24 protein-coding genes are annotated in these 25870 nt (G+C 72.3%); 7 read left to right on the top strand and 17 right to left on the bottom strand.

All coding sequences use genetic code 11. The features are described from left to right. Positions 1–35 precede the first annotated feature (35 nt). Complete coding sequence (locus A6P39_RS24085; protein WP_067053328.1) at positions 36–1148, bottom strand: ADP-ribosylglycohydrolase family protein; 1113 nt, start codon at positions 1146–1148, stop codon at positions 36–38. A 95-nt stretch (positions 1149–1243) separates the two neighbouring features. After that, the gene (locus tag A6P39_RS24080) at positions 1244–1987 is read right to left on the bottom strand and encodes a TetR/AcrR family transcriptional regulator (RefSeq protein WP_067053330.1); all 744 of its coding nucleotides are present in this window, start codon (positions 1985–1987) and stop codon (positions 1244–1246) included. Positions 1988–2091: 104 nt separating this feature from the next. Between A6P39_RS24080 and A6P39_RS24075 the strand changes: the two genes are divergently transcribed. After that, positions 2092–3123 carry an alpha/beta fold hydrolase gene (locus A6P39_RS24075; protein WP_067053333.1) on the top strand — a complete coding sequence of 344 codons (1032 nt, stop codon included), beginning with the start codon at positions 2092–2094 and terminating at the stop codon, positions 3121–3123. A 423-nt stretch (positions 3124–3546) separates the two neighbouring features. On the opposite strand, the gene A6P39_RS24065 is transcribed toward A6P39_RS24075, so the two are convergent. Continuing rightward, a complete protein-coding gene (locus A6P39_RS24065; RefSeq protein WP_067053336.1) occupies positions 3547–3954 on the bottom strand; it encodes an ATP-binding protein in 408 nt (135 codons plus the stop codon). Between the two features lie 113 nt (positions 3955–4067). Here A6P39_RS24065 and A6P39_RS24060 point away from each other — a divergent pair, with 113 nt between their 5' ends. Then, a complete protein-coding gene (locus tag A6P39_RS24060) occupies positions 4068–4880 on the top strand; it encodes a helix-turn-helix domain-containing protein (protein ID WP_275883897.1) in 813 nt (270 codons plus the stop codon). Beyond that, a complete protein-coding gene (locus tag A6P39_RS24055) occupies positions 4877–5059 on the top strand; it encodes a DUF397 domain-containing protein (RefSeq protein ID WP_067053342.1) in 183 nt (60 codons plus the stop codon). The genes A6P39_RS24060 and A6P39_RS24055 overlap by 4 nt, the downstream gene beginning before the upstream one ends. Here the strand turns inward: A6P39_RS24055 and A6P39_RS24050 are convergent. Continuing rightward, positions 5047–8058 (bottom strand): tetratricopeptide repeat protein, encoded by a 3012-nt coding sequence (locus A6P39_RS24050; protein ID WP_067053345.1) that lies wholly within the window; start codon positions 8056–8058, stop codon positions 5047–5049. The two genes, A6P39_RS24055 and A6P39_RS24050, sit on opposite strands and share 13 nt — an antisense overlap. A gap of 88 nt (positions 8059–8146) precedes the next feature. Between A6P39_RS24050 and A6P39_RS24045 the strand changes: the two genes are divergently transcribed. After that, complete coding sequence (locus tag A6P39_RS24045; protein WP_067053347.1) at positions 8147–8656, top strand: DUF2165 domain-containing protein; 510 nt, start codon at positions 8147–8149, stop codon at positions 8654–8656. Here A6P39_RS24045 and A6P39_RS24040 read toward each other — a convergent pair. The 3 genes from A6P39_RS24040 to A6P39_RS24030 all read right to left on the bottom strand — a co-directional run bounded on the left by A6P39_RS24040 (position 8649) and on the right by A6P39_RS24030 (position 12785). Then, on the bottom strand, positions 8649–9212 hold the full coding sequence (locus A6P39_RS24040; protein WP_067053349.1) for a hypothetical protein: 564 nt from the start codon (positions 9210–9212) through the stop codon (positions 8649–8651). The genes A6P39_RS24045 and A6P39_RS24040 overlap by 8 nt on opposite strands. A gap of 93 nt (positions 9213–9305) precedes the next feature. After that, entirely contained in the window at positions 9306–11891 is a 2586-nt protein-coding gene (locus A6P39_RS24035; RefSeq protein ID WP_067053351.1) for a bifunctional FO biosynthesis protein CofGH, read from the bottom strand. A 24-nt stretch (positions 11892–11915) separates the two neighbouring features. Continuing rightward, entirely contained in the window at positions 11916–12785 is an 870-nt protein-coding gene (locus A6P39_RS24030) for a TIGR03619 family F420-dependent LLM class oxidoreductase (RefSeq protein WP_067053353.1), read from the bottom strand. Between the two features lie 167 nt (positions 12786–12952). Here A6P39_RS24030 and A6P39_RS24025 point away from each other — a divergent pair, with 167 nt between their 5' ends. Next, on the top strand, positions 12953–14479 hold the full coding sequence (locus A6P39_RS24025) for a CehA/McbA family metallohydrolase (RefSeq protein WP_067053356.1): 1527 nt from the start codon (positions 12953–12955) through the stop codon (positions 14477–14479). Between the two features lie 55 nt (positions 14480–14534). On the opposite strand, the gene A6P39_RS24020 is transcribed toward A6P39_RS24025, so the two are convergent. From A6P39_RS24020 to A6P39_RS24005, 4 genes are read right to left on the bottom strand one after another with little or no spacing between them, the layout of a single operon-like run. Then, entirely contained in the window at positions 14535–14930 is a 396-nt protein-coding gene (locus A6P39_RS24020) for a hypothetical protein (RefSeq protein WP_067053359.1), read from the bottom strand. A gap of 26 nt (positions 14931–14956) precedes the next feature. After that, complete coding sequence (locus A6P39_RS24015) at positions 14957–15556, bottom strand: protease inhibitor I42 family protein (protein WP_067053361.1); 600 nt, start codon at positions 15554–15556, stop codon at positions 14957–14959. A gap of 20 nt (positions 15557–15576) precedes the next feature. Beyond that, a complete protein-coding gene (locus A6P39_RS24010) occupies positions 15577–17208 on the bottom strand; it encodes a peptidoglycan-binding protein (protein ID WP_067053362.1) in 1632 nt (543 codons plus the stop codon). A 10-nt stretch (positions 17209–17218) separates the two neighbouring features. Beyond that, the gene (locus A6P39_RS24005; RefSeq protein ID WP_067053365.1) at positions 17219–17677 is read right to left on the bottom strand and encodes a hypothetical protein; all 459 of its coding nucleotides are present in this window, start codon (positions 17675–17677) and stop codon (positions 17219–17221) included. Positions 17678–17842: 165 nt separating this feature from the next. On the opposite strand from A6P39_RS24005, the gene A6P39_RS24000 reads away from it, so the two are divergent. Together A6P39_RS24000 and A6P39_RS23995 are read left to right on the top strand one after the other, a co-directional pair. After that, entirely contained in the window at positions 17843–18073 is a 231-nt protein-coding gene (locus tag A6P39_RS24000; protein ID WP_067053367.1) for a hypothetical protein, read from the top strand. Beyond that, positions 18070–18369 carry a type II toxin-antitoxin system PemK/MazF family toxin gene (locus A6P39_RS23995; RefSeq protein ID WP_067053369.1) on the top strand — a complete coding sequence of 100 codons (300 nt, stop codon included), beginning with the start codon at positions 18070–18072 and terminating at the stop codon, positions 18367–18369. The genes A6P39_RS24000 and A6P39_RS23995 overlap by 4 nt, the downstream gene beginning before the upstream one ends. A gap of 16 nt (positions 18370–18385) precedes the next feature. On the opposite strand, the gene A6P39_RS23990 is transcribed toward A6P39_RS23995, so the two are convergent. The 6 genes from A6P39_RS23990 to A6P39_RS23965 all read right to left on the bottom strand — a co-directional run bounded on the left by A6P39_RS23990 (position 18386) and on the right by A6P39_RS23965 (position 25738). Then, positions 18386–19837 (bottom strand): aldehyde dehydrogenase family protein, encoded by a 1452-nt coding sequence (locus A6P39_RS23990; protein WP_067053371.1) that lies wholly within the window; start codon positions 19835–19837, stop codon positions 18386–18388. Then, the gene (locus A6P39_RS23985; protein ID WP_067053373.1) at positions 19834–21564 is read right to left on the bottom strand and encodes an N-acyl-D-amino-acid deacylase family protein; all 1731 of its coding nucleotides are present in this window, start codon (positions 21562–21564) and stop codon (positions 19834–19836) included. Before A6P39_RS23985 ends, A6P39_RS23990 begins: the two co-directional genes overlap by 4 nt. A gap of 15 nt (positions 21565–21579) precedes the next feature. Beyond that, positions 21580–22698, bottom strand: a complete 1119-nt coding sequence (locus A6P39_RS23980; protein ID WP_079133712.1) for an LLM class flavin-dependent oxidoreductase — start codon at positions 22696–22698, stop codon at positions 21580–21582. A 97-nt stretch (positions 22699–22795) separates the two neighbouring features. Next, positions 22796–23566, bottom strand: coding sequence for an SDR family NAD(P)-dependent oxidoreductase (locus tag A6P39_RS23975; protein WP_067053377.1), 771 nt, complete (start codon positions 23564–23566; stop codon positions 22796–22798). A 19-nt stretch (positions 23567–23585) separates the two neighbouring features. Beyond that, the gene (locus A6P39_RS23970) at positions 23586–24503 is read right to left on the bottom strand and encodes an LLM class F420-dependent oxidoreductase (RefSeq protein WP_079133719.1); all 918 of its coding nucleotides are present in this window, start codon (positions 24501–24503) and stop codon (positions 23586–23588) included. Between the two features lie 2 nt (positions 24504–24505). Continuing rightward, a complete protein-coding gene (locus A6P39_RS23965; protein WP_067053381.1) occupies positions 24506–25738 on the bottom strand; it encodes an amidohydrolase family protein in 1233 nt (410 codons plus the stop codon). Between the last annotated feature and the right edge of the window lie 132 nt (positions 25739–25870).

Below are 25870 nucleotides of genomic sequence, written 5' to 3'. Positions count from 1 at the left end.
GCGTCGCGACGGGGCGAACGTTGCCTGTTGGGGCACTAGCGCGGATACCGGGCCAGCCACCCCGGTGACGACCCCGCCGGGCCGTGCAGTGCCGGGCCCTGGGTCATCTCCATGGCGAAGTCGTCGGACAGTTCCAGGATCGTCGGGCGGCCCTCCAGCTCGGTCAGCCAGGCCGGGGGGAGGGCCGTTTCGCCGTGGAGGGCGCCGAGGAGGCCGCCGGTCAGGGCGCCTGCCGCCGCCGACGGGCCGCTCTGGTTGACCGCCAGGCACAGGCCGTGGCGCACGTCCTCGCCGACCAGGGCGCAGTACACCGAGGCCGCCAGCAGGCCGTCCGCCGTGCCGTCGCCGGCCAGTTCCTCCACCCGGGTCGGGCTCGGGATGCCCTGGCGCACCGCGCCGAGGGCGTGCTGGAGGGCGTCCGCGACCGGCTGGTGGCCGGGGCGGGCGGACAGTAGGGCGAGGGCGCGCTGCACGGCGCCGTCGAGGCTCTCGCCGCGGGCCAGCGCGTGCACGATCACCGCGTACGCGCCCGCCGACAGGTAGGCGATCGGATGCCCGTGGCTCTGCACCGCGCACTCCACCGCCAGTTGCGCGACCAGCTGCGGCTCCCAGCCGACCAGCAGCCCGAACGGCGCCGAGCGGGCGAGTGCCTCCGGGCCCAGTTCCCCGGGGTTCTTGGGCTTCTCCAGCGTGCCCATGGCCTCGTCGCCGAAGCCGGCGAGCAGGGCCCGGCTCGGCTCACGGCGGGCGTACAGCCACTCCTCGCGGGCCAGCCAGCCGTCGTCCTTGCGGCGCTCGTCGGGCCCCCAGTCCCGCTGGGTCGCCGCCCAGCGCAGATACGCCCGGTGCAGATCGGTCGGCGGATGCCAGGCGCCGGTGTCCCGGCGCACCTGGGCGCGTATCAGACCGTCCACGGTGAACAGCGTGAGCTGGGTGTGGTGCGTGACCGTGCCGCGCCGGCCCTGGCCGAAGGCCAGGTCCAGCAGTCCCTCGGGACCGTAGGCGGCCCGGATCTCCTCCAGGGACAGCCCGTCGGCGGGGCCGCCGAGCGCATCGCCCACGGCGGCCCCCAGCAGGGTGCCGCGCACCCTGCTGCGGAAGTCCTGCTGCTCTGCTCGACCCCAGACGGCGCCGGATGTCGTACTCATCGAGACCTCCTCACGGCACCGTCCGTCCGTACGACGCTCAGCACTGTAATCGACCGGGAACGGTCCGTTCAGCGGGGCAAAATGACCCCTAAGGGTCATTCCCGCCCAGTCATGAGCGCTTCGACCCCGTCAAGAATCCGGTCGAGACCGAACTCGAGCGGATCGATGCCGTCCGGATCGAAGACACCGTCGGCGACGGCCTTGGTGAGCGCCGGGTAACGGTCGGCGTGCCGGGCGAGGACCTCGGCGGAGAGCCGGCCCCACTCCGCGTCCCCCTCCTCCTCGTAGTCGCCCCGCTGCTGGGCGAGGTTGCGGACGAGCCCGATCAGCAGCAGGAAGACCTGGTGGCGCTCGGCGGCGCCGAGCCGGGTGGGCTCCAGGGCGGCGAGCGCCGAGTCCAGCCAGCGCAGCTCACAGGGGCCCATCAGCCTGCGGCGCATCGCGGTGGCGCCGAGCAGCCACGGGTGGGCCGCGTAGACGCGCGCGCACCGGCGGGTCCACTCCCCCGCGGCCGCCCGCCAGTCCCCGGCCGGCACCCCGGCCAGGTCCGGGGCCTCGGCCAGCACGGACTCCACCATCAGCGCGACGAGTTCGGTCTTGCCGGGGACGTACCGGTACAGGGCCATCGCCGAGACCCCGAAGCCGCCCGCCACCCTGCTCATCGAGACCGCGTCCAGACCCTCCGCGTCGGCGAGTTCGGCGGCGGCCGCGGCGATGCGCTGCGGGGACAGCTTCGGCTTGGGCCCGCGGCTGGGCTTGCCCTGCTCGCCCCACAGCAGCGCGAGGCTCGCCGCCGGGTCGCGCGGCCTGTCCTGCTTCTCTTCGCTCCGTCCGGCCACAGGGCCCCTCCCGCTCACTCCGGCGAAGCCCGTTGACTTCGCCCACCAACTGTATATACCGTAAACCCAACAGCTGACGGCATAAACAGTTTAGGGGGACCACCATGCTGCTGACCTACCGCGCCCTCAAGCGCCGCACCCACGCGAAGAACCTGCGCATCACCACCCCGAACGGCATCGACGAGTCCTCGTTCGTCCGCATCGGCGGCATCGACCAGTGGATCTCGGTCCGCGGCGAGGACCTGGCGAACCCCGTGATCCTGGAGATCCACGGCGGCCCCGGCGCCTCCAACCTCGTCTTCACCCCGCGCACCCGCGCCTGGGAGCGGCACTTCACGATCGTCCGCTGGGACATGCGCGGCGCGGGGAAGACCTTCGCGGCGGGCGGCCCGGACGGCCAGGGCGAGATGACGCTCGACCGCGTGTACGCCGACGCCCTGGAGGTGACGCACCACATCCGCACCCGCCTCGGCGTGGACAAGGTGCTGCTGGTCGCCAACAGCTTCGGCACGGTCACCGGGCTGCGACTGGCCCGTAACCACCCCGAGCTGTACTCCGCGTACGTCGGCACCGACCAGAACATCATCGACGGCGGCCGGGACAGCGCCTCCTACAAGGCACTGCTGGCCCGGCTGGAGAAGGCGGGCAAGCGGAAGGAGCGGGCGAAGATCGCGGCGATGGGCCCGGACCGCTCGGCCTGGTCCGCCGAGCAGTGGTCGGAGTACGCCAAGACCGTGGTCACGACCGACCCGCTCACCTACGACACGATGAAGACGGTCGTGATCCGTTCCCTGTGGTTCTCCCCCTTCCACAACCTCCGAGGCCTGCGCTCCTACCTGAAGGGCATGAACTTCTCCGAGCGGCTCGGCCCGCAGGCCATGACGATCGACGAGTACGCCGAAGGCACCGGCTTCCGCATCCCCTTCTTCGTCTTCCAGGGCGACAGCGACGTCCTCACCCCGCCGGAGCCGGCCCGCCGCTTCTACGAGGAAGTCACCGCCCCGGTCAAGGACTTCGCCCTCATCCGGGAGGCGAGCCACTTCGCGTCGTTCCGGCACCCGGAGCAGTTCCTGGACCTGATGCTGACGAAGGTGCGGCCGGTGGTGACGGGGGAGGGGGTCAGCCGTACCACGTGACGTTGCTCGGGTTGTAGTCCCAAGCCCAGTCCGTCACAGCCCGGCCCTCCGGTGCGGGTGGCTCGGTCCTCGTACGGTACCCGTGGAATCGGCGACAGGCCGAGGACACGGTGCTCACGCCACGGCCACGGACGATGCACGGCAGTCGCGGCAGCGACCCGGGCGGGTGGCGCGGAAGGCCCGGTCGCAGCCGTCGCAGGTCTGGAGGGGGTCCGGGCGGGGGGCCGGGGCGCTCTGGGGCGGGGCGAGGAGGTGCGAGGGCCGATGCATGTCTGGGCCTGTCGTCGCCGACGTTGCACCACAACTGCCCCTCCGTGCCAGTTGCGTTGGGCATATTCACTCCGGCGAGTGAGCGACGGGGGCGGTGGGGGTGGGTTGGTTCTTTCCCCGGTTCTTTGGTCTTTGGCGTCTGGCGTCTCCGGGTCATGGACCGCCGCGTCCCGGTACGAGTTCCGCCCAGACGGTCTTGGCCCCGGCCGGCGCCTGCGCCACGCCCCAGCAGGCCGCGTACGCCGACACGATCCGTAAACCCCGGCCGCCTTCCGTGTCCTCGGCCACCGGATCCGGGGCGCGCGGGATCCGGTCGCCCCGGGCGTCGGTCACCTCGATGCGGAGAGTGCCGTCGTCGCGCAGCGCCAGCGCGAGGCGGAAGTCCCGTCCCCGCACCCGCCCGTGCAGTACGGCGTTGGACGCCAGCTCTGCCACGACCTGCGTCGCCTCCTCGAACGGCACACCCCACTCGTCCAGTTGGCGCTCGGTGAGGAGGCGGGCCAACCGGGCGCCCCTTCTTGTCGCCGACAGCTGGATCCGGAGGTGGTTTTTCTGATTCATGTCACCCAGCGTGGCCGCGCCTCCCTACTCTGAACAGCGACGACCACGGTACGCAGCGTGACTGTCCGGGCGTCCGGCGTGGTCGTACGGTTCGTACGTCGCAAGGGGGCAACGTGGAGGACGAGGAGGCCGAGGCCGTACTCAAGGCGGTCGGACGGCAGATCAAGATGTGGCGGGAGGCCGCCGGGCTGAAACAGGGAGAGCTGGGCGCGCGGATCAAGTACAGCGAGGAGATGGTCTCGTCCGTGGAACGCGGGCGGAGGTCTCCCAAGCCGGACTTCCTGGACGCCGCCGATGAAGTGCTGTGCGCGGGCGGAAAGTTGTCCGCGATGAAGGAGGACGTGGAGAAGGCCCGGTACCCGAAGAACGTCCGGGATCTGGCCAAGTTGGAGGCAGAAGCAGTCGAGTTGGGAGCCTACGCAGCCCTGCACATCCATGACCTTTTGCAGACGGCGGAGTATGCGCAAGCGCTGTATGCCATGCGACGGCCCGCCTACACGGAAGAAGAGATCGAACGCCTCGTCTCCGCGCGCATGGCCAGGAAGTCGGTCTTCGAGCGCGTGCCCCGGGCGCTGATCACGTTCGTCCAGGAAGAGGCGACGCTGAGGCGACCGATCGGCGGCAGACTGGTGTTGCGTCAGCAGCTGGAACGCCTGCTGGAAATGAGCAAGTTGCGGCACGTGGCGATCCAGGTGATGCCCACGGACTGCGAGGATCACGCCGGCATGATGGGCTCGATCCAGATGCTGAAGCTCCGGAACGGCAAGACGCTGGGCCACACGGAAGGCCAGCTGTACAGCCGAGTGATCAGTGACCCCCGTGAAGCCCAGGTCATGGAAATGCGCTATGGAATGATCCGAGCACAGGCGCTCGCGCCCCGAGAGTCACTGGCCTTCATCGAGAAAGTACTGGAGTTGGAGACATGACCGCCCTGGAGTGGTTCAAGAGCAGCTACAGCGGCAACGACGGTCCCGAGTGCGTCGAGGTTGCCATATCCCCCGCCACCGTCCACGTCCGCGACTCCAAGAACAAGGACGGCGCCCGGCTCACCGTCAGGGACACGACCTGGGCGCTGTTCCTGGACTTCGCCGCTCACTCGGCATAGCGCGCCCGCATCGCGTCCCGCGCCGCGATCGCCCGCGTCAGCCGGGGCGCGAGCCGGGTGCGGTCCGTGGCGGGGCTCAGGCGGAGGATGTCGAGGGCGTCGGCCAGATCCGCCAGGTCCGGCCAGGGGTGCGGGGCGGTCAGGAAGCGGTGCAGGTCGCGGTCCAGTTCGGGCCAGTTCTGGAGGGCCGCACTGGTCACCGGGCGTACCCAGGCCTGGCCGTTCGCGTGGGCGAGGCTCGCCCACAGCGGGCGGGCGGCGCTCACGCTCTCGGCTCCGCTCACCGCCAGGGCCCGGCGCACGCCCGGGGACGCCGTCTGCCGGGCCAGGGGCCAGTTCCGGGCCCTCAGCGCGGCGGCGCAGCGGACCTCGGCCGTGTCGAGGGCGGCCACCGCCTCCTCGTACCGGCCGCTCAGAAGATGCACCGTGGCCAACTCGCGGTGGGCCCAGTCCGCGTCTGCGCCAGCCAGCGTGACGTACCGTTCGAGGTCCGACCGCGCCCGCTCCAGCCGGCCGACGCTCATATCCGTGTGGATCTTGTTCGCCAGGGCCCACGCGCCCTGGGGATCCAGTTCCACGGCGCGGTGGGCATGGACGAGCGCCCTGTCGTATCTGCCTTGGCGGCTGCGCACCTTGGAGCGGTGCACCAGGGCCCAGGAGTACTCCGGGGCGAGGCTCAGCGCGCGGTCGAGGTCGGCCAGCGCCTCCTCGTCACGGCCGTACCTGCCGTGCAGGGCGCCCCGGCTGGCGTAGGCGGAGGCGTACTGCGGGTCCAGCGCGAGGGCCTTGTCGTAGTCTGCGAGGGCCTCCGCCTCGCGGCCCACGGCGGCGAGCGCGTCGCCCCGCTCGCACAGCACCCAGGGTGCCTCCGGGTCGAGCGCCACCGCCCGGTCCAGGTCCGCCAGTTGGTGCTCGCGGTCGCGCAGCGCGCGGTGCAGCCGGGCCCGGCGGACCAGGCTCCACACGAAATCCGGGTCGATCTCCAGTGCCCGGTCCAGGTCGGCGAGTGCCTGCTCGTAGCGGCGCAGGGCGTGGTGCGTGGCCCCGCGTGCGGCCCAGGCGCCGCTCAGCGTCGGGTCGAGCGCGACCGCCCGGTCCAGGTCCCGCAGGGCGGCGTCGTAGTGTCCGCACACCCGCTGGTAGTCGCCGCGGGCGGTCAGGTGCCCGGCGTTGTCCGGGTCGTGGGCGATGACCTGGTCCAGGTCGGCGATGGCTCCCGGGTAGTCGCGCAGGGCGGCGCGGGTGAGGGCGCGGCCGTGGCGGGCGAGCATCAGCTCGGGGGTGAGGGCGAGGGCCCGCTCGTACTCGGTGAGCGCGCGTTCGGGGGCCTCGGCCAGCCGCAGGAGGGAGCCGCGGTTGGCGTGGGCGATGGCCCGGGACGCGGTGTCGAGCGGGGCGTGGTCCAGGAGCAGGGTCAGCGCCTGCTCGGCGGTACGGGACTCCAGCGCGTGCAGCAGGTCCTCGCCCCAGCGCGTCACGTCCTCGGCCCGGGTGTCCGCTCCGGCCTCCACCAGCATCCGGGCCCAGCGGCGGCCTTCCTCCTCGCGCCAGCCGCAGGCCCGCGCCACCCCGCCGAGCACGAACGCCAGCGCGCTCTGCTCCCCCGCGCACAGCCGGTGGTAGGCCTCGGCCAGCCGCAGCTCCCGCCACTCCTCGTCCGCCCAGGGATCGACGAGACCGTCCTGCCGCTCGTGGCGCCATCTGCCGAAGGTCTCCGCGAGCCGCTCCTGCCGCTGCGCCCATCCCCGCGGCGACCGTCTGCGCTGCATCCGCAGCATCGGCGCGCGGACGACGTCGTGGTACTGCACCTGCTCGCCCCGCTCGCTGACGAAGGGCATGCCCCGCAGCCAGTCGTACAGGGCGTCGGCCTCGTCCTCGGCGCACTCCGTCGCCGCGCGGAACACATCCGCGTCCAGGCGCCGGGGCAGCGCACAGGCCAGGGCCACCTGCCGGCGTGCCGGGTCCGGCTCCCACTTCAGGAACCGTTCCACCGCCGTGGCACTCGGGTCGCCCACGTCGTCCGGGTCGGCGGGGCGGGCCTCGGCGAGGGTGGAGACGAGGACGGGCAGGCCCCGGGTCAGCCGCAGCACCTCCGCGACCACCGGCTCGGCCACCACCCCGCGGTCCGCCAGCAGTCCACGCGCCTCCGCCTCGGTGAACGGGCCTAGCGGCAGATCGGTCATGAAGTCGGCGAAGCCGCCCCAGCGGGCGGTGTCGAAGGGGCGCTGACCGGCGGTGACGACGAGGACGTTGGCGGGCAGGGCGCCGTAGCGGTCGGTGGTCATCAGCTCGTGCAGCCAGCCGTCGAGGAAGGGGCCGGTGCGCTCGTAGGTGTCGAAGAACAGGACCAGCCAGGGGACGCAGGACGTCACGTCCGCCAGCTCGTCCAGCAGCTTCGGGGTCAGCACCCGCTCCGGGGACAGCACCAGCTGCACGTCCTCCTGGTTGCGGAAGCGGGCGCTCAGCCGGGCCTTCAACCGGGCTGCCCCGTCGGCCAGTTGGCCCGCGTCCACCGCTCCGACGAAGGCCCCGGCGCCGGGCACGAGCGCGCCCACGCCCGCCATCCCCAGCCTGAGGGCCGTGGTGGTCAGCAGGGAGGGACCGCCGGGGGCGGGCTCCAGGGCCGCGGCCTCGGCCTCCGCCTCGTGCCGCCGCTCCCGGTGGGCGACCAGCGCCTCCTCCAGCTTCCTCAGCCGGTGTCCCTGCTGGGCGAGTTGGCGGCACAGCGCGGCCATCGCCTCGGGCACGCTGCCCACGCTCTCGTCGACGTACACCGTCGGCGCCCCGCGCTCGCGCGCGACCTGCTCCAGTTCCCTGAGCAGGAACGTCTTTCCGACACCCGAGTTGCCATGGACGTGGAAGAGGAAACGGTGCCGCTCATCCTCGGGCGGGAGGTCCAAGTTGGCCCGGAACGCGGCCCGTTCGCCGCCGCGGCCCACGAAACCCGCTCGTCTGCGCCGCCCGATCAGGTCCTGCATCGACGGCCGTTCCCGCGTCATGCGTACGTTCCTCCCCGCCCGGCCCGGCTTTTCATTCTGGCGCAATGACCACGCGAGAAGTGGGCTTGTGCCGGGGGAGAATTCAGCCATGACCACCACCCCCACGCGTAACTCCAGCCTCAGACTGGCCGCCGGTGTGCTCACCGGCATACTCGCCCTCTACATCGCCCTCGTCGCCCTCGGGAACATCACCGACTTCGGGACGAACCAGCAGTTCGTCCGGCATGTGCTGGCGATGGACACGACGTTCAAGGACCACGATCTGATGTGGCGGGCCATCACCAGTACGGGCCTTCAGGACACGGCGTATGTCGCGATCATCGTGTGGGAGACGGTGGCGGCCCTCGTACTGATCTGGGGGACCTGGCTCTGGGCGTGGCGCAAAGACGACCTCGCCCGGCGTTGGTCCGCCTACGGGCTGCTGATGTTGCTGCTGCTGTTCGGCGCCGGGTTCATCGCGATCGGTGGTGAGTGGTTCTCGATGTGGCAGTCGAAGACCTGGAACGGGCTGGAGGCCGCCACCCGGATCTTCCTGCTCGCCGGGGTCGCCCTCATCGTCAATCTGCTGCCCGGCGGGCGGCCGGAGGACGCTAGCTGACCACGGCCACCGACGTGCCCTGATCGCCGAACGCCCACAGGGCGGCTCCGTCGTCCTTGTGGACGCGGATGCCGCCCAGTTTCTTTCCGTCGGCGGGCGGCGGCGAGGAGCCGTCCAGGGCGTTGGAGAAGGCGATGTTCACGCCGGACGCCTTGGTGAAGTACATGACGTGCTCGATCTCCACGCCGTCCGAGCCCTTGAGGGACTGGATGCGCAGGGTGACCGAGTAGTGGCCGGGCTGCGGGGCCACCGTGCCCGGCCACACCGTGAAGGTGCGGGAGGCCTTGCCGGTCGCGTCGACCAGCCACACCCGCTTCGCACCGATCGAGTACACGATCCGCCGGCCCTCGCCCGACGCGCCCGGCAGCGCGGGCGGCGCCGGGGCGTGCGGCGTCGTGGAGGCGGGTGCGCTCGCCGACGCCGACGGCTTCTGATCGGCCACGGCGGCCGTGGGGTGCGGCCCGTGGTCCGCCTGTACGGCGAGCGCGACGACGGCCGCGGTCGCCCCCGCCGTCAGGCCGGTGACCCAGGCCCAGGAGGGCAGTCGGGCAGCCACGGGTACGCATCTCCTCCGCTATGGGGCCCCGTCTCGGATCCGGGGTCGGATCATCGTACTCAGTCTCTTACCGGGCCCATGACGTCCGCGCCCTCAATCCAGGACCGGCAGCAGTACCGGCAGGTGGCCGTCGGAGGCCTCGGCCGCCCGCTGCCGCTCCGTGGGCACCTCGCCGTAGAGCGTGGTCCGGGGGCGGGCCGGGCGGCCGGCCGCCTCGGCCACGGCGACGAGGTCGCGGACCGACTTGTACGAGCCGTACGACGAGCCCGCCATCCGGGAGATCGTCTCCTCCATCAGGGTCCCGCCGAGGTCGTTGGCCCCGGACCGGAGCATCTCCGCCGCACCCTCGGTGCCCAGTTTGACCCAGCTCGTCTGGATGTTGGGGATCCAGGGGTGGAGCAGGAGCCGGGCCATGGCCGTCACCGCCCGGTTGTCCCGCGTGGACGGACCCGGCCGGGCGATGCCCGCCAGGTACACCGGCGCGTTCGTGTGGATGAAGGGGAGCGTGACGAACTCGGTGAAGCCGCCCGTCTCGCGCTGGATCCGGGCCAGGGTGCGCAGATGGCCGAGCCAGTGGCGGGGCTGGTCGACATGGCCGTACATCATCGTCGAGGACGAGCGGATGCCCAGCTCATGGGCCGTGGTGATCACCTCGATCCAGGTGGCCGTCGGCAGCTTGCCCTTGGTCAGCACCCAGCGGACCTCGTCGTCCAGGATCTCCGCCGCCGTGCCGGGGATGGTGTCCAGGCCGGACTCCTTGGCGGCCGTCAGCCACTCGCGGACGGACATGCCCGTCCTGGTCGCGCCGTTCACCACCTCCATCGGGGAGAAGGCGTGCACGTGCATGCCCGGGACGCGGGACTTCACCGCCTTCGCGATGTCGAAGTACGCCGTGCCCGGCAGGTCCGGGTGGATGCCGCCCTGCATGCACACCTCGACGGCGCCGACGTCCCAGGCCTGCTGGGCCCGGTCGGCGACCTGCTCCAGCGAGAGGGTGTAGGCGTCGGCGTCCGTCCTGCGCTGCGCGAAGGCGCAGAAGCGGCAGCCGGTGTAGCAGACGTTGGTGAAGTTGATGTTCCGGGTGACGATGTACGTCACGTCGTCGCCGACCGCCGACCTGCGCACGTCGTCCGCGACCCGGCACAGCGCGTCCAGCGCCGGCCCGTCCGCGTGCAGCAGGGCGAGGGCCTCGGCGTCGGTCAGCTTCGTCGGGTCGTCGGCGGCGGTGCGCAGCGCCTGCCGGACGTCGGTGTCGATGCGCTCCGGCGCCATCCCGGGGGCCGCCGCCTCGCGCAGCGCCTCCCAGTCGCCGTAGACCTCGTCGAAGTCGGCACGCCGGTCGGCGGTGCGGCCCTCGGTGTCGATCGCCGCGTGCAGATCCGTGCGGCCGACGGCCACGAACGCCTCCTCGGGCTCCTGCCATGGGCGGCCCTCGACCGGCGCGTCCGCCCGGGCGAGCCCGGTCTCCGGGTCGGCCAGCGCGTCGACGTGCGGCCGCAGCCGCGGGTCCAGCCAGGGCTCGCCGCGGCGCACGAACTCGGGGTAGACGCAGAGGCGTTCGCGCAGCTCGAAGCCGGCCGCCGCCGACTTCCCGGCCAGCTCCTCGAGCCGCGGCCAGGGACGCTCGGGATTGACGTGGTCGATGGTGAGCGGGGAGACCCCGCCCCAGTCGTCGATGCCGGCGCCGATCAGCCGCTCGTACTCGGCGTCGACCAGGTTCGGCGGGGCCTGCAGGCAGGCCGAGGGGCCCATGATGTGCCGGGCCACGGCCACCGTGGCGACCAGGTCGTCCAGTTCGGCGTCCGGCATGCCGCGCATCGCCGTGTCCGGCTTGGCACGGAAGTTCTGGATGATCAGCTCCTGGATGCCGTGGTAGGCGCGGGAGACCTTCCGGAGCGCGAAGAGCGACTCGGCCCGTTCCTCGTACGTCTCGCCGATGCCGATGAGCAGGCCGGAGGTGAAGGGCACCGAGGAGCGGCCCGCGTCCTCCAACACCCGCAGCCGTACCGCCGGTTCCTTGTCCGGGGAGCCGAAGTGCGGGCCGCCGGGCTCGGACCACAGGCGGGTGGCCGTGGTCTCCAGCATCATGCCCATGCTCGGCGCCACCGGCTTCAGGCGCTGGAAGTCCGTCCACGTCATCACGCCCGGGTTGAGGTGGGGCAGCAGGCCCGTCTCCTCCAGGATGCGGACGGAGATGGCGCGGACGTAGGCGATGGTGTCGTCGTAGCCGTGCGCGTCGAGCCACTCGCGCGCCTCGGGCCACCGGTCCTCCGGCTTGTCGCCGAGGGTGATGAGGGCTTCCTTGCAGCCGAGGGCGGCGCCCCTGCGGGCGATGTCCAGCACCTCGTCCGGGGACATGAACATCCCGTGCCCGGCCCGGCGCAGCCTGCCGGGCACGGTGACGAACGTGCAGTAGTGGCACTTGTCCCGGCACAGCCGGGTCAGCGGGATGAAGACGCTCTTCGAGTACGTGATGACGCCGGGCCTGCCCGCCTGTTCGAGGCCCGCGTCCCGCACCCGGGCGGCCGACGCGGCGAGGCCGGTCAGGTCCTCGCCGCGGGCCTGGAGGAGCACCGCCGCCTCGGCCACGTCCAGGGCGACGCCGTCCCGGGCACGTTTGAGGGCGCGACGCATGGAGTTCTCGGTCGGGCCGGTTCCGGAGGTCGCGGAAGTCGTCATCCCTCAACCTTACGTTCGGCGTGATCAGGGCCTACGGCTCAGACCGGCCTGGGCGAAGCCCGCGTACTCGTCCAGCACCCGCAGCACCTCCGGCTCCCCGGCCGGCGGCAGCTGGAGCACGACCTCCTCGATACCCAGCTCGGCGTAGTGAGCCAGCTTGCCCGGGCTGGGCAGGACCGCGTACGGGACGATCTGGAGGGCGGCCGGGTCACGGCCCGCGTCCGCCCACACCGAGCGCAGCACGGGCAGGGACTCGGTGAGGCCCCGGCCGCCGATCGGCAGCCAGCCGTCGGTGTACTCGGCGATGTGCGCGAACAGCTTGGGGCCGGCCGCCCCGCCGAGAAGCGTGCGCGGGCCGGTGACCGGTCCGCGCGGCTTCTGTACCGGCTTGGGGTGGGCATGGCTGGCCCGTACGCCCCCGAACTCGCCGTCGTAAGGCGTCGGTTCCCCGGCCCACAGCGCCTGCATCAGCCGCACCCGGTCCCGGACCAGCTCGCGCCGGGCGCGCCACTCGACCCCGTGGTCGGCGGCCTCCTCGATGTTCCAGCCGTAGCCGAGGCCGAGCGTGAAACGGCCGCCGCTGAGGTGGTCGAGGGTGGCGATCTGCTTGGCGAGGGCGATGGGGTCGTGCTGGGCCACGAGGGTGATTCCGGTGCCGAGCGCCAGCCGCGAGGTGACGGCCGCCGCCTGGCCGAGGGCCACGAAGGGGTCGAGGGTGCGGCCGTACTCGCGGGGCAGATCGCCTCCGGCGGGGTACGGGGTCGTCCGTTCCACCGGGATGTGGGTGTGCTCGGGGAGGTAGAGGCCGGCGTAGCCGCGCTGCTCGAGTTCGCGGGCGAGTCGGACCGGAGCGATGGTCTCGTCGGTGAGGAAGATGGTGACGGCGATACGCATGCCCCATCTGTAGCGGGCCGGGGCTCCCCTGTCCATACCGACTGGTCGGCATTTCCCGGCCTTCCCCCGGAGTGTCGCGCGCATGACACGCACCCTTTCGCCAGCCCCCTTCTGTCACTTCCCTTGTCTTCCACGGGAGTTCACACCGCGACGGAAGGCTGAGCACCATGTGTGACGACTCGCACGGTCAGGCCCGGGGAATCGGCAGACGCGCACTGTTCGTGACGGGCGCCGCCGCCGCCGTTACGTTGGGAAGCGTGAGCTTCGCAGCGGCGGACGGCCAGCGGCAGGAGACCCGGACGGTGAACGGCACCCTGCCGCCCGGCTCCCCCGACTTCGTGTACGTACCGGTCGAAGTCCCCGCCGGCGTACAGGAGATCAAGGTCTCCTACACCTACGACAAGCCCTCGGTCCCGGCCGGCACCATGGGCAACGCGCTCGACATCGGCCTCTTCGACCAGCACGGCACCGAGCTGGGCGGCCGGGGCTTCCGCGGCTGGTCGGGCGGCGCCCGCACGGAGTTCTTCGTCCGCGCCGACGACGCGACCCCCGGGTACATCCCGGGCCCGGTGCGGGAGGGCACCTGGTACGTCGCGCTGGGCCCCTACACGGTGGCGCCGCAGGGGCTGGCGTACGAGCTGACGATCACGCTGACCTACGGCGCGGCGGGCGAGACCCCGCGCCCGGTGTATCCGCCGTCCCGGGCGAAGGGACGGGGCCGGGACTGGTACCGGGGCGACTGCCACCTGCACTCCTGGTACTCCGACGGCCGCCGGACCCCGGCCGAGATCGCGGCCCTGGCGCGGGCGGCCGGCCTGGACTTCATCAACTCCTCGGACCACAACACCCACTCCGCCCACCCGCACTGGGCGGACCAGGCCGGCGACGACCTGCTGATCATGCTCGGCGAGGAGATCACCACCCGCAACGGCCACGTGGTGGCGCTCGGCACCGAGCCCGGCACGTTCGTGGACTGGCGCTACCGGGCCCGGGACAACCGCTGGGCCCGCTTCGCCCGGGAGATCCGCGGCGCCGGCGGACTGGTCGTCCCCGCCCACCCGCACGCCACCTGCGTCGGCTGCGGCTGGAAGTTCGGCTTCGGCGAGGCGGACGCCGTGGAGGTGTGGAACGGCCCGTACACCCCGGACGACGAGGTGACGCTGGCCGACTGGGACAACCAGCTGGTCGCCTCCGTGCGGCAGGGGCGGGCCTGGCTCCCGGCGATGGGCAACAGCGACGCCCACCGCGATCCGGACGTGGTCGGCAGCCCGCAGACGGTCGTCCTCGCCGACGACCTGACCCGGGAGGCGATCCAGGAGGGCATCCGCGCGGGACGCTCGTACGTGGCCGAGTCGAAGAACCTCGCGCTCGGCTTCACGGTGACGGGCGGGCGCGGGCAGCAGGCGGGCATCGGGGAGCGCCTCGAGGTGGCCGCCGGCACCCCGGTGACCGTCCGGCTGGAGGTCTCGGGGGCCCCGCGCTGCTCGGTGCGGTTCGTCACCGACCAGGGCGTGCTCTTCACCAGCGATCCGCTGCCGGTGTCGGGCACGGGCACGGTCGAGTGGCGTACGACGCCCTCCTACGCGGCGTACGTGCGTGCCGAGGTGCGGCACGAGACGGCGGCCGGGCCGGTGCCGGGCGCGCTGGCGGCCTTCACCAACCCCGTCTTCCTCGGGGCCGCCCGTCCCGCCTGACCTGCTGTGCCGCCCGCTCGGCCCGGTCGCGGCGCAGCGCGCTGGACGACCGGGCCTATGGCGTGCCTTGGCGCGTGGCGCGGCGCAGGGCGATGATCTCGGCCACCGCCTCCAGCCAGCGGGCGGCGCGGGCCTCCGCGGCGGGGGTGGCCGCGGTCTGCGCGGCGCCGGTCAGCCAGTCGCGCAGCAGCTCGGCCGGTTCCGGGGACGGCAGCGGCTCGGGCAGCCCGGCCGCGTAGGCCAGGCCGCCGGCCCGGACGATCCCGGCGACGAACACCAGGGAGCGCGGCAGCACGCCGAGCCGGTCGAGGGTGACCGCGGCGGCGATGGCCCCGTCGCCGAACAGGGCCGTGCGGAAGGCGTCCTGGGTCAGGCCGTAGCGCAGCAGCACGGCGACGTCGGTGGCGGCCAGGACCTCGTCGTCGGTGCGGCTTTCGGGGGCTGGGGGCATGAAGGCCTCGGTTCGGGTCGTCCGGGTCAGCGGACGGTGACGGTGAAGACGTAGTAGCCGGCCCGGGCGCGCGGGGTGGCGGTCAGGGTGGGGTACGGCGACGGGGACGCTGCTTTGCCGGAGGACGCCGTGCCGGTGGGGGTGGGAGCCAGGGTGGACCGGTCGTGGGGGCCGGGGCCGGTGCACGTGTACAGCGGGCAGTACAGCAGCCGTACCGTGGCCCTGCCCTTCGCCCGGGCGGTGAAGGCGAAGGACTCGGTGCCGCCGGTGCCGCCGACGAGACCGCTGCCGTCCCCGGTGGCCTGCTCGCCCCGGTACGTCAGCACGGCCGCGTCCGGCCGGGGGGTGGCGAGGTACCAGTGCTGGCCGAGGGTCGCGGCCGACGGAACGGTGAGGGAGAACTCCTCGCCCGGCCCCGCGGTGACGCTCCGGTGCCCGATGCCGTACTCGGCGCCGGCGGTCCTGCCGGGCGTGGCCGAAGCGCTGGGTGTGGCCGAGGTGCTGGGTGTGGCCGAGGTGCTGGGTGTGCCGGTACGGCCGGTCCCACCGCTCGTGCCGCCGCAGCCGGTGAGGGCGAGGAGGCAGGCGAGGGCGGCGGCGCCGAGGAGCGGGGTGCGTGCGGTCATCGTGGATCCTGAGCTGTTCTTCAGTCCTGGGGCAGGTGGATGGCGTAGGGGTCGTGATACCGGTTGTCGCTGGCCTTCGCCATGCCGCCGTTGACGAAGTCGTCCTCACTGATCCACGTGGTCTGGCCCCACGGATTGTAGATCTCCAGCTTGTCGCCCTCCTGGCCGACGATCATCATGGAGTGCCCGTTCCACTTGCCGTTCGTGGTCCCCTCGGCGTCGAAGGGCACCGGCCTGCCTTCCGCCACCGACTTCTCGATCTGCGGCAGGATGTCACGCCGGGAGTCCGCGTCCCCGACCCGGTGCACGCTGTAGGAACTCCCGGTCTCCGGGCTGATCTCCTTGTTGGAGACGACGGACTGGTTGTCCGTGTTCATGCCGTCCCAGTTGGCACCGCCGTGACCCTCCAGGTGCACCCGGTGCTGCTCGGCCACCAGACGCTGCCGGAAGGCCGTCGGGTCGTCCTCCTGCCCGCTGGGCCCGCCGGTGAGCGAGAGGGCGTAGACGGGGTCTACCAGGGCGCGGGCGGCGACCGTGGTGGAGGCGACACAGGTGCCGTCCTGACCGTCGCCGCCCTGGGCCCACTGCTGGCCGTCGAAGCTCTGCAGCTGGGTGTTCATGTTGGAGCCGTAGAGGGGGTCCGTCCCCTCGTCCTTGAGGCTGTCGGCCTTGGTGACGATCGGGGTCAGGTGCCGCTGCAGCCAGGCCGGGTCCTTGCCGTGGATCTTGCCGTCGAACGTCCCGATGTCGTCGACGCTGTGGCCCGCGGCGAGGGCCTTCATCAGATAGGCCTTCTCCTGCGGGGTCTTCGCGCCGGCCAGGAGCTGGTCCATGCGGGCCCGGTCGGCGGGCGAGAGCTGGTCCATGGCCCGGCCGGAGCGTTCCAGGTCGTTCGCGGTGAGGATCTCGTTGAGGTCGGCCGCGCCGTCCTTGCCGCTGGTGTCGGCGAGCATCAGCCGGTCCAGCGCGGTGAGCCCGCCGGTGTGCATCTTCCCGGCGCGGGCCTCGGCCGCCCACTTGTTCAGGTCGCGGGCGGCGGCGCGCACGGCGTCGTCCGCGGCGGCGGCCGCCTTGTGCATCAGGTCGGCCCCGTCGGCGGCGAGGGTCCGGCCCGCGGCGAGGTCCGCCTTCCTCTCCGCCTTCTCCTGGTCGGTCAGGATCAAGCTGCCGATGTCGAAGAAGCTGTCCCTGGGGCCGAGTTTCTGCTGGGCCTGCCGCATCTTGGCGCGGCCGTCGGCGTCCTGCTTCTTCGCGGCGCTGAGCGCGTCGGCGAGGGCGTGCAGCGCCTTCGCACCGCCCTGGAACGCCTCGGACATCTTCGTCGCGGCCCGCGCGGCGGCGGCCACCCCGTCGGAGGCGAGGGTGCTGGTGTCGCCGACCCAGACCTCCGGCAGGCTCGTGTGGGCCACCCGGTTCACCCGGTCGTGCAGCTCACCGGCCTTGTCGACCTGGTCCCGGTACCGCTTGCCGAGCGATTCGAGCGTCGCCGTGTCACCGACCGGCGCGCAGGCCAGGAGCGCGTTGTCGATCTGGTCCAGCAGATCGTTCTTGTCCGCGGCCCTGGGGATGCTCGCGCACAGGTCGGCCAGCCAGGAGCGGCGGCCGGCCGGGGTGTCCAGGGCGGCCAGGGGGTTCAGGTCCCACAGTCCCATCGGTCCGCCCTCAGTACTTCGTCAGGGCCGACGGGCGGTCGGCGTACACCGGCATGGTGGTGACGTACTCGTTGCCCACCGGCGTCGGCATCGTCGTGAGGTACGGGCCCGAACGCTGCGTCGGCATGGTGGTGACCCCGCGGCCGATGCCGGCCGCGGCGCTGGACACGGCGGCGGAGCGCGCCGCGGCCGTGTGGTCGCCTCCGGCGTACGCGCCCTTGGCGAGGCGGACCTTGCCCGCGAGTTCGTGCAGCGCCGACTCCAGTGTGGCGGCGTCGTCCAGCCAGGCCGCCGAGAACGCGTTGAAGGCGTCGCTCGACTCGGCGCCGCCGAGGGCGTCCTGTGTGTAGCACTCGGTGGGCTGGACGGCCTGGTGTATGTGCCCGGCGTCGTCGCCCGCGCCGTCGAGTTCGTGCGCCTGCCCGGACATGCCGGACGTCACCGTGTAGCCGTCCGAAGACGCGCCCATCACGCCCCCCGTTGCGTAGATAAGGACCGCAGGGGAGGCTAACACGCGGCAGTTGTAGGAACGTCCAGGCATCACATGCCCCGCACGGAGCCGACACATGTCCTCGCGGTCCGCGGGTGCGGGCGGATCCCGGTATCAGAACATGGCCTCGCGTATGATGGCAGCATGACGATCAACATGACGATGAGCCTCCCCGACGACGTGGCCGCATTCGTCAAGGCCAAGGGCAACGCCTCCGCCTATACGGCGCGGATACTGCGCCGCCAGATGCTCGCCGAAGAGCTGGAGCGGTCCGCACGGCTGCGTACGGAGGCCGGGATCGTGACGACGGCCGGCGCACCGGGCGAGCACGAGGAGGACACCCTGGAGCGGTGGGGCCGGGTGGCAGGCCGGTGAAGCGCGGACACGTCTACGAACTGACCTTCGCCGGCGGCCCCGCGCACGTCCTGGTGATCTCATCCGACGCGCTGAACGCGCAGAACAAGTGCGCGACCTGCGTACTGGTCTACCCGCAGCAGGTACGCGAGGCCACACTCGTCGACATCCCCGTCGCCTCGCCCTCGACCGGCACGATCGTCCTCGGCGAGTTCCGCACGCTGTCCGAGCCTCGCTTCGACCTGGATCTGGGGCCGGTGGACGAACGCGTCATGGAAGCCGTCGAGATCGGGCTCCGCGCCGTGTTCGACCTGTAGCGAGGCGGCACACCCCTCAGCCCGGCCAGACGATGGCCTGCACCTCGCTGTAGGCGTGCAGGGCGTAGGAGCCCACGTCCCGCCCCACCCCGCTCCTCTTGAACCCGCCGAACGGCGCCTCCATGTTGCGGCCGACGGTGTTGATCCCGACCCCGCCGGCCCGCAGCCGCCGGGCCACCCGGAAGGCGCGGGCCACGTCACCGGACCAGACGTAGTCGATGAGCCCGTAGTCGGAGTCGTCGGCGAGGGCGATGCCCTCGTCCTCCTCGTCGAAGGGGATGACGCAGACCACCGGCCCGAAGATCTCCTCCCGGGCCACCCGCATGTCGTTGGTGCAGTCGGCGAGCAGGGTCGGAGCGACGTAGAACCCGCGTTCCAGCGGCGGCCGTTCGCCGCCCGCGGCCACGGACGCGCCCTCTTTGCGGCCGAGTTCGACGTACGACTCGACGCGCGCCCGGTGCTCGGCGGAGATCACCGGCCCGACGACCGTGTCCGGCCGCGCCGGATCCCCCACCGTCAGCCGGCGGGCGTGTCCGGCGAGTTGCTCCACCAGCCGCTCGTACACGCCCCGCTGGGCCAGCACCCGGGTCGGTGCCGTGCAGATCTGCCCGCTGTAGAAGGAGAAGGTGGTGCCGATGCCGGCGACGGCCGAACCGAGGTCGGCGTCGTCGAACACGAGGGCCGCGCCCTTGCCGCCCAGCTCCATCAGCTGGCGTCTCATGTCCCGCCCGCACACCTCGGCGATGCGCCGGCCGACGGCCGTGGACCCGGTGAAGCTCACCATGTCCACGTCCTCGCAGGCCACCACCGCCTCGCCCACGGCCACGTCCCGCCCCGACACGACGTTCACCACGCCCGGCGGCGCCCCGGCGGCCTCGAGCGCCTCCGCCATCCGGTAGACGGACAGCGGATCCTGCGGGGCGGGCTTGACGACCACCGTGTTGCCCATGGCCAGCGCCGGCGCGACCTTCCCGGCCGGGTTGGCCCACGGGTTGTTGTAGGAGGTGATGCAGGTGACGACCCCGACGGGCTGCCGCACGGCCAGCGCGCCCAGCACGGCGGCCTTCCCCATCGGCCCGGCCTCGTTGATCTGCGGGGCGACGGCCCACTCGGCGCTCTCCACGCGCGCGTACCGGCGGAAGCGGGCGGCGGCCACCCCGACCTGCATCGCGCGGGCCGTCCCGGTCGTGGCCCCGGTCTCGGCGCGGGCGAGATCCGCGTACGGCACCAGATGGCTGCGGATGATCTCCGCCGCCCGTCCCAGCACCGCCGCCCGCTCCTCGGGCGGGGTCCGCGACCACGCCCCGAACGCCTCCCGGGCCGCCGCGCAGGCCGCCCGCGCCTGCTCCGGCGAGGCCTCGGGCGCCCAGCCGACGGTCTCCTCGGTGGCCGGGTCGGTCACCGGGTAGTGCCCGCCGTCCGGCTCCGCCCACCGCCCGCCGACGAACAGCCGCTGTCCCTCGCTCACCGTGTGCTCACCGTGCGCGTGTCCCGCCCCGAGCGCAGCACCTTGCCGGGCACGGCCCCGCTCACGGCGTCGTCCCGGATCGCCTCGGCCCCGTTGACCCACACGGCCCGTATCCCGATCGCCCGGGAGTCCAGGCGGGGGCTGTCCCCCGGCAGGTCGTGCACCAGGCGGGCCTGCCCGGCGTCGATCCGCTCGGGATCGAGGAGCACGAGGTCGGCGTGCCAGCCCTCGCGCACCTGCCCGCGCTCACGCAGCCCGAAGAGCCGGGCGGGGTCGTCGGTGAGCATCTTCACCGCCTGCTCGAGCCCGACCAGCTTCCGGCCCCGCAGACAGTCGCCGATGAAGCGCGTCGTGTACGGCGCCCCGCACATCCGGTCCAGATGCGCCCCGGCGTCGGACCCGCCCAGCAGCACGTCCTCGTGCTGCCAGGTCTCGGCGCGCAGCGCCCAGGAGGCGGGGTCGTTGTCGCGGGGCATCGGCCAAAGGACCGTACGCAGCCGGTCGTTGGCGCAGATCTCCACCAGGCAGGCGAAGGGGTCCAGTCCCCGCTCCCCGGCGATGTCCCGCACCACCCGGCCGGTCAGGCCGCGGTTGGCCTCGCTGTAGGTGTCCCCGATGACGTACCGCCCGAAGTCGGCGAGCCGCCTGAAGACCCCGGCCTCCTTGGACGTGGCCCGTCGCAGCAGTTCCGACCGGACGGCAGGATCCTTCAGCCGGGCGATCCGCTCCGGCACCGGCAGGGCGAGGACCGGCCCCCACCCGGGGATGAGGTTGAGGGCGCAGAAGGTGCCGAGGGACATGTTCATCGGGGTGAGGATCGGCATGGTGAGGGCCACCACCCGGCCGCCCGCCTTCCGGGCCCGCTCGCTCGCGCTCAGCTGCCGGGGCACCCGCTCCGGGACGGCCGCGTCGACGGTGAGCACGTTCCAGTTGAGCGGCCGGCCGGCGACCGCGCTCATCTCCACGAGCAGGTCGATCTCGTCGTCGCTGAACTGGTCCAGGCACCCGGCGACGATCGCCTCGATCTGTGTGCCCTCGTGCTCGCCCACGGCCCGGGACAGGGCGAGCAGTTCGGCGGGCCGGGCGTGCCGGGAGGCGACCGGCTGGCCGTCGCCGTCGGAGTGGGTGCTCGACTGGGTGGTGGACAGGCCCCAGGCGCCGGCGTCCATCGCCTCGTGCAACAGCCCCGCCATGCGGGCCAGTTGCTCCTCGTCGGGCTGCCCGCCGACGGCGTCGGGTCCCATCACGTGCCGGCGCAGCGCGCAGTGCCCGACCATGAAGCCGACGTTGACGGCGGTCCGGCCGTCGAGGGCGTCCAGGTACTCCCCGAAGGAATGCCAGCTCCAGGGCGCCCCCTCCTCCAGCGCCACCAGGGACATCCCCTCCACCTTGGCCATCATCCGCCGGGTGTAGTCGGCGTCCTCGGGCCGGGCGGGGTTCAGCGGGGCGAGCGTGAACCCGCAGTTCCCGGCCGCGACCGTCGTCACCCCGTGGTTCAGCGAGGGCGTGGCGTACGGGTCCCAGAAGAGCTGGGCGTCGTAGTGGGTGTGGGGGTCGACGAAGCCGGGGGTGAGGACGAGGCCCGTGGCGTCCTCGCTGGTGCGGGCCTCCTCCGTGACCTCACCGACGGCGGCGATACGGCCGCCGCGCAGGCCGACGTCGGCGGTGAAGGCGGGCGCGCCGGTGCCGTCCACGACGGTGGCGCCCTTGATCAGGTGGTCCAGCATCCCTGCGCACCCCTCTCAGACGGCCTGCCGGAACCGGGACGTCCGGTGCACGGGATCCGTGTCGATCTTGGGGATGACCTGCTCGCCGATCAGCCGGATCGTCTGCAGGGTCTCCTCCTTCGGCACCCCCACCGGCAGCCCGAAGCTCAGCTGGTCGGCGCCCGCCTGCTCCCACCTCTTGCACTGGCGCAGCACCTCGTCCGGATCGCCGCAGATCAGCAGCTCCTCCTCGACGAGCAGCTCCACGAACTCCGGCGTGTACTCGGGCAGCGTCTCGGGCCACACCGGAAAGCCCTCGGGCCGGGGGAAGGTGTCGTGGTACCGGAAGACCAGCGAGGGCAGGTAGTGCAGTCCGCCGTTCACCGCGATCTCGATCGCCTCGGCGTGGGTCGGCGCGCAGATCGCCGTCGTCGTCACCATCACGTTGTCGTTGACGAAGTCCCCGACCGGCTCGGCGTTCACGACCGCCGTCTTGTACTGCTCCAGCACCCACTCCATGTCGGAGACCTTCTGGATGCTGAAGCCGAGCACGCCGAGTCCCTTCTTCGCGGCCATGGCGTACGACGCCGGCGAGCCGGCCGCGTACCACATCGCCGGGTGGGACTTCCCGTACGGCTTCGGCAGGACCTTGCGCGGCGGCAGCTGCCAGTGCTTGCCCTGGAAGCCGGCGTACTCGTCCTGGAGCCACATCTTCGGGAACTCGGCGATGGTCTCCTCCCAGATCTCCTTGGTGTAGTTCATGTCGGTCACACCCGGTATGAACCCGAGGATCTCGTGGCTGCCGGCGCCCCGCCCGCTGCCGAACTCGAAGCGGCCCTCGCTGAGGTGGTCGAGCATGGCGACCTTCTCGGCGACCTTCACGGGGTGGTTGACCTGTGCGAGGGGGTTGAAGATCCCGGAGCCGAGATGGATCCGCTGCGTGGCGTGCGCCAGGTAGCCGAGGAACACGTCGTTGGCGGACAGGTGCGAGTACTCCTCCAGGAAGTGGTGCTCGGAGGCCCACGCGTACTTGAAGCCGGACCGGTCCGCCTGGATGACGTACTCGGTCTCCTCCATCAGCGCCTTGTGCTCGGCCAGCGGGTCGGTCTCGGCGCGCTTTCCCACGTATCCCTGTACAAAGAGGCCGAATTCCACGGCGGTTCACCGTCCCCGGTTCCAAGGTTTCTGACGTTCCGTCAGTTTTCGAAGACTGTCGCACCGGCGGCACAGGGGGTCAATAGCTGATGATGCGTCAGATGACCGAGACGCCCGCCAGCCAGCCGCCGTCGATCACGAACGGCTGCCCGGTGATGTACGAGGAGTCCCGCGAGGTGAGGAAGAGCGCCAGCTGGGCCACCTCCTCCGGCTGCCCGACCCGGCCGAGCGGCACGAGTCCCCGGTACAGCTCGTCCAGGGCGCGGCTCATCTCCTCGGGGTCGGTGTCCGGGTCGAGCCGCGCCGGGTTGGACATGGGGGTGTCGATGGCGCCGGGACAGATCGCGTTGACCCGGATCCCCCGGCCCGCCAGCTCCAGCGCCGCCACCCGGGTCAGCCCGAGCACCGCGTGCTTGGTGGCCGTGTACGTGCCGACGGCCGCCATGCCGGTGAGCGCCGTGTAGGAGGCGGTGTTGACGATCGTGCCCCCGTCGGCCAGTTCCGGCGCCACCGTCTTCATTCCCAGGAAGCAGCCGACCTGGTTGACCTGCACGACCTGCATGAACTCGTCCAGCGGGGTGTCCACGAGGGCGTTGAAGCGCAGGATGCCCGCGTTGTTGACGAGCCCGTCGATCCGCCCGTACGCCTCCTTCACGGCCCCGACGGCCCGCCGCCAGCCGTCCTCCTCGCGCACGTCGAGACGGACGTACAGCGCGCCGATCTCCTTGGCCAGGGCCTCGCCCTGCTCGTCCAGCACGTCGGCGACGGCCACCCGGGCGCCCTCCGCCCGGAAGAGCCGTGCCTCCTGCTCGCCCTGCCCGCGGGCCGCCCCGGTGATGACGACGACCCGCCCGTCCAGCTTGCCCATGTCCGCCCACTCCTCTTCCTCAGTCCAGCCGGGGCGCGACCTCCGCCCCGAACGCGGTGATCTGGTCGATGAGTTCGGCCCGGCTCCGGCTGCGGAACCGCACCTGGATCTGGTCCACGCCCATCGCCCCGTAGGCCCGCAGCGACGCGGCGATCTCCTCGGGCGCCCCGGTGAGGGTCCGCCGCCCGACCTCCCAGCCGGCCCGCCCGACGTACAGCGGCTCGGTGATGGCCCCGACGGTGAACGGCTCCGCCGCGCCCCGGTTGGCGCGCAGCCGGCGGATGCGGGCGATCTGCTCGGGCAGCCGGTCGCGCGGATCGCCCTGCGGCAGCCAGCCGTCGCCCTTCAGCGCGGCCCGGCGCACGGCGGGGGGCGAGGAGCCGCCGACCCACAGGGGGATCCGCGGCTGCGCGGGCCGGGGCCGCTGGCCGAGACCGGAGAAGTCGTAGACCTTGCCGTGGTGCTCGGGGAACTCCTCGGGCCCGAGCGCGGCCCGCAGCGCGTCGATCGTCTCGTCCAGGACGGCCCCGCGCCGCTCGAAATCCGCGCCGAGCACCTCGAACTCCTCGCGCACGTGCCCGGCCCCGACCCCGAGGACCAGCCGGCCGCCGCAGAGATGGTCGAGGGTGGCGTACTGCTTGGCGGTGATCAGCGGATGCCGCAGGCCGACGACGGCCACATGGCTGAGCAGGCGCACCCGCTCGGTGACGGCGGCGAGGTGGGCGAGGGTGGCGACGGGGTCGTACCAGACCGTGCCCATGGCCGGGGCGAGCCGGCGCGGGACGGCCACGTGGTCACAGACGGCGAGGTAGGCGAACCCGGCCCGGTCCACGGCCCGCGCGATCGCCACCAGGTCCTTCGCCCCGGCCCCGGCCTCCCAGCGCTCGGCGTAGAGGGTGCTCTGCGACTGGACGGGCAGCTGGATGCCGTACGCCAGGCTCACCTCGCCCCCTTCCAGAGGCCGTCCGGCGTCAGCCCGAGCAGCTCGATGGCGTTGCCGCGCACGATCCGCTCGACCACGTCGGCCGGCAGATGTCCCATCTGCGCCTCGCCGACCTCGCGGGACTTGGGCCAGGTGGAGTCGGAGTGCGGGTAGTCGGTCTCGTACAGGACGTTGCCGGCACCGATGGAGTCGAGGTTCCGGAGCCCGAAGGCGTCGTCGAAGAAGCAGCCGTAGACGTGGTCGGCGAACAGCTCGGACGGCGGCCGGCGCACCTTGTCGGCGACCCCGCCCCAGCCCCGGTTCTCCTCCCAGACCACGTCGGCCCGCTCGAGGATGTACGGGATCCACCCGATCTGGCCTTCCGCGTACATGACCCGGAGGTTCGGGAAGCGCTCGAACTTGCCGCTCATCAGCCAGTCGACCATCGAGAAGCAGCAGTTGGCGAAGGTGATGGTGGAGCCGACGGCGGGCGGGGCGTCGGCGGAGGTGGAGGGCATCCTGCTGCTGGAGCCGATGTGCATGGCGACGACCGTGCCGGTCTCGTCGCAGGCCGCGAGGAACGGGTCCCAGTCGTCGCCGTGCACGGACGGCAGGCCGAGGTGCGGGGGTATCTCGGAGAAGGCGACGGCCCGCACCCCGCGTGCCGCGTTGCGCCGCACCTCCTCGGCGGCCAGGCGGGCGTCCCACAGCGGGATGAGCGTGAGCGGTATCAGCCGGCCGTGCGCCTTAGGCCCGCACCACTCCTCCACCATCCAGTCGTTGTAGGCGCGCACGCACAGCAGGGCCAGCTCGCGGTCGCGGGCCTCGGTGAAGGTCTGGCCGCAGAAGCGGGGGAAGGTGGGGAAGCAGAGGGCGGACTGGACGTGGTTGACGTCCATGTCGGCGAGCCGGGCGGGGACGTCGTACGACCCGGCCCGCATCTGCTCGTAGGTGATGACCTCGAGCCTGACCTCGTCGCGGTCGACCCCGACGGCGGTGTCGAGCCGGGTGAGGGGCCGCCGCAGGTCCTCGTAGACCCACCAGTCGCCGGGGGGGCCGTCGGTGCTGCCGGGCTCGCCCATGACGGGCCTGAACCTCCCGCCCAGGAAGGTCATCTCCTTCAGCGGGGCACGCACGATCCGGGGCCCGGTGTCCAGGTATTTCTTCGGCAGCCGCTCCTGCCAGACGGCGGCGGGCTCCACGGTGTGGTCGTCGACGGAGATGATCAGCGGGAACTGTGGTGTCTCCATGAGCCTCACGGTAGCGCCGATCTGACGGTCCGTCAGCTAGTGCGTTCCGGTCCGCTGTGTGCGAAGACCGTGTGAGGGCCTTGTGTACTCAGGTGTGCCGGTCTGTGATCGGCGTCTCCCACGGCTGACGCA

Origin of the sequence: Streptomyces sp. FXJ1.172, assembly GCF_001636945.3 — a bacterium.
Taxonomy (GTDB): Bacteria; Actinomycetota; Actinomycetes; order Streptomycetales; family Streptomycetaceae; genus Streptomyces.
The sequence above is the reverse complement of the archived record's forward strand: the minus strand, read 5'-3'. Positions and strand labels throughout refer to the sequence as shown.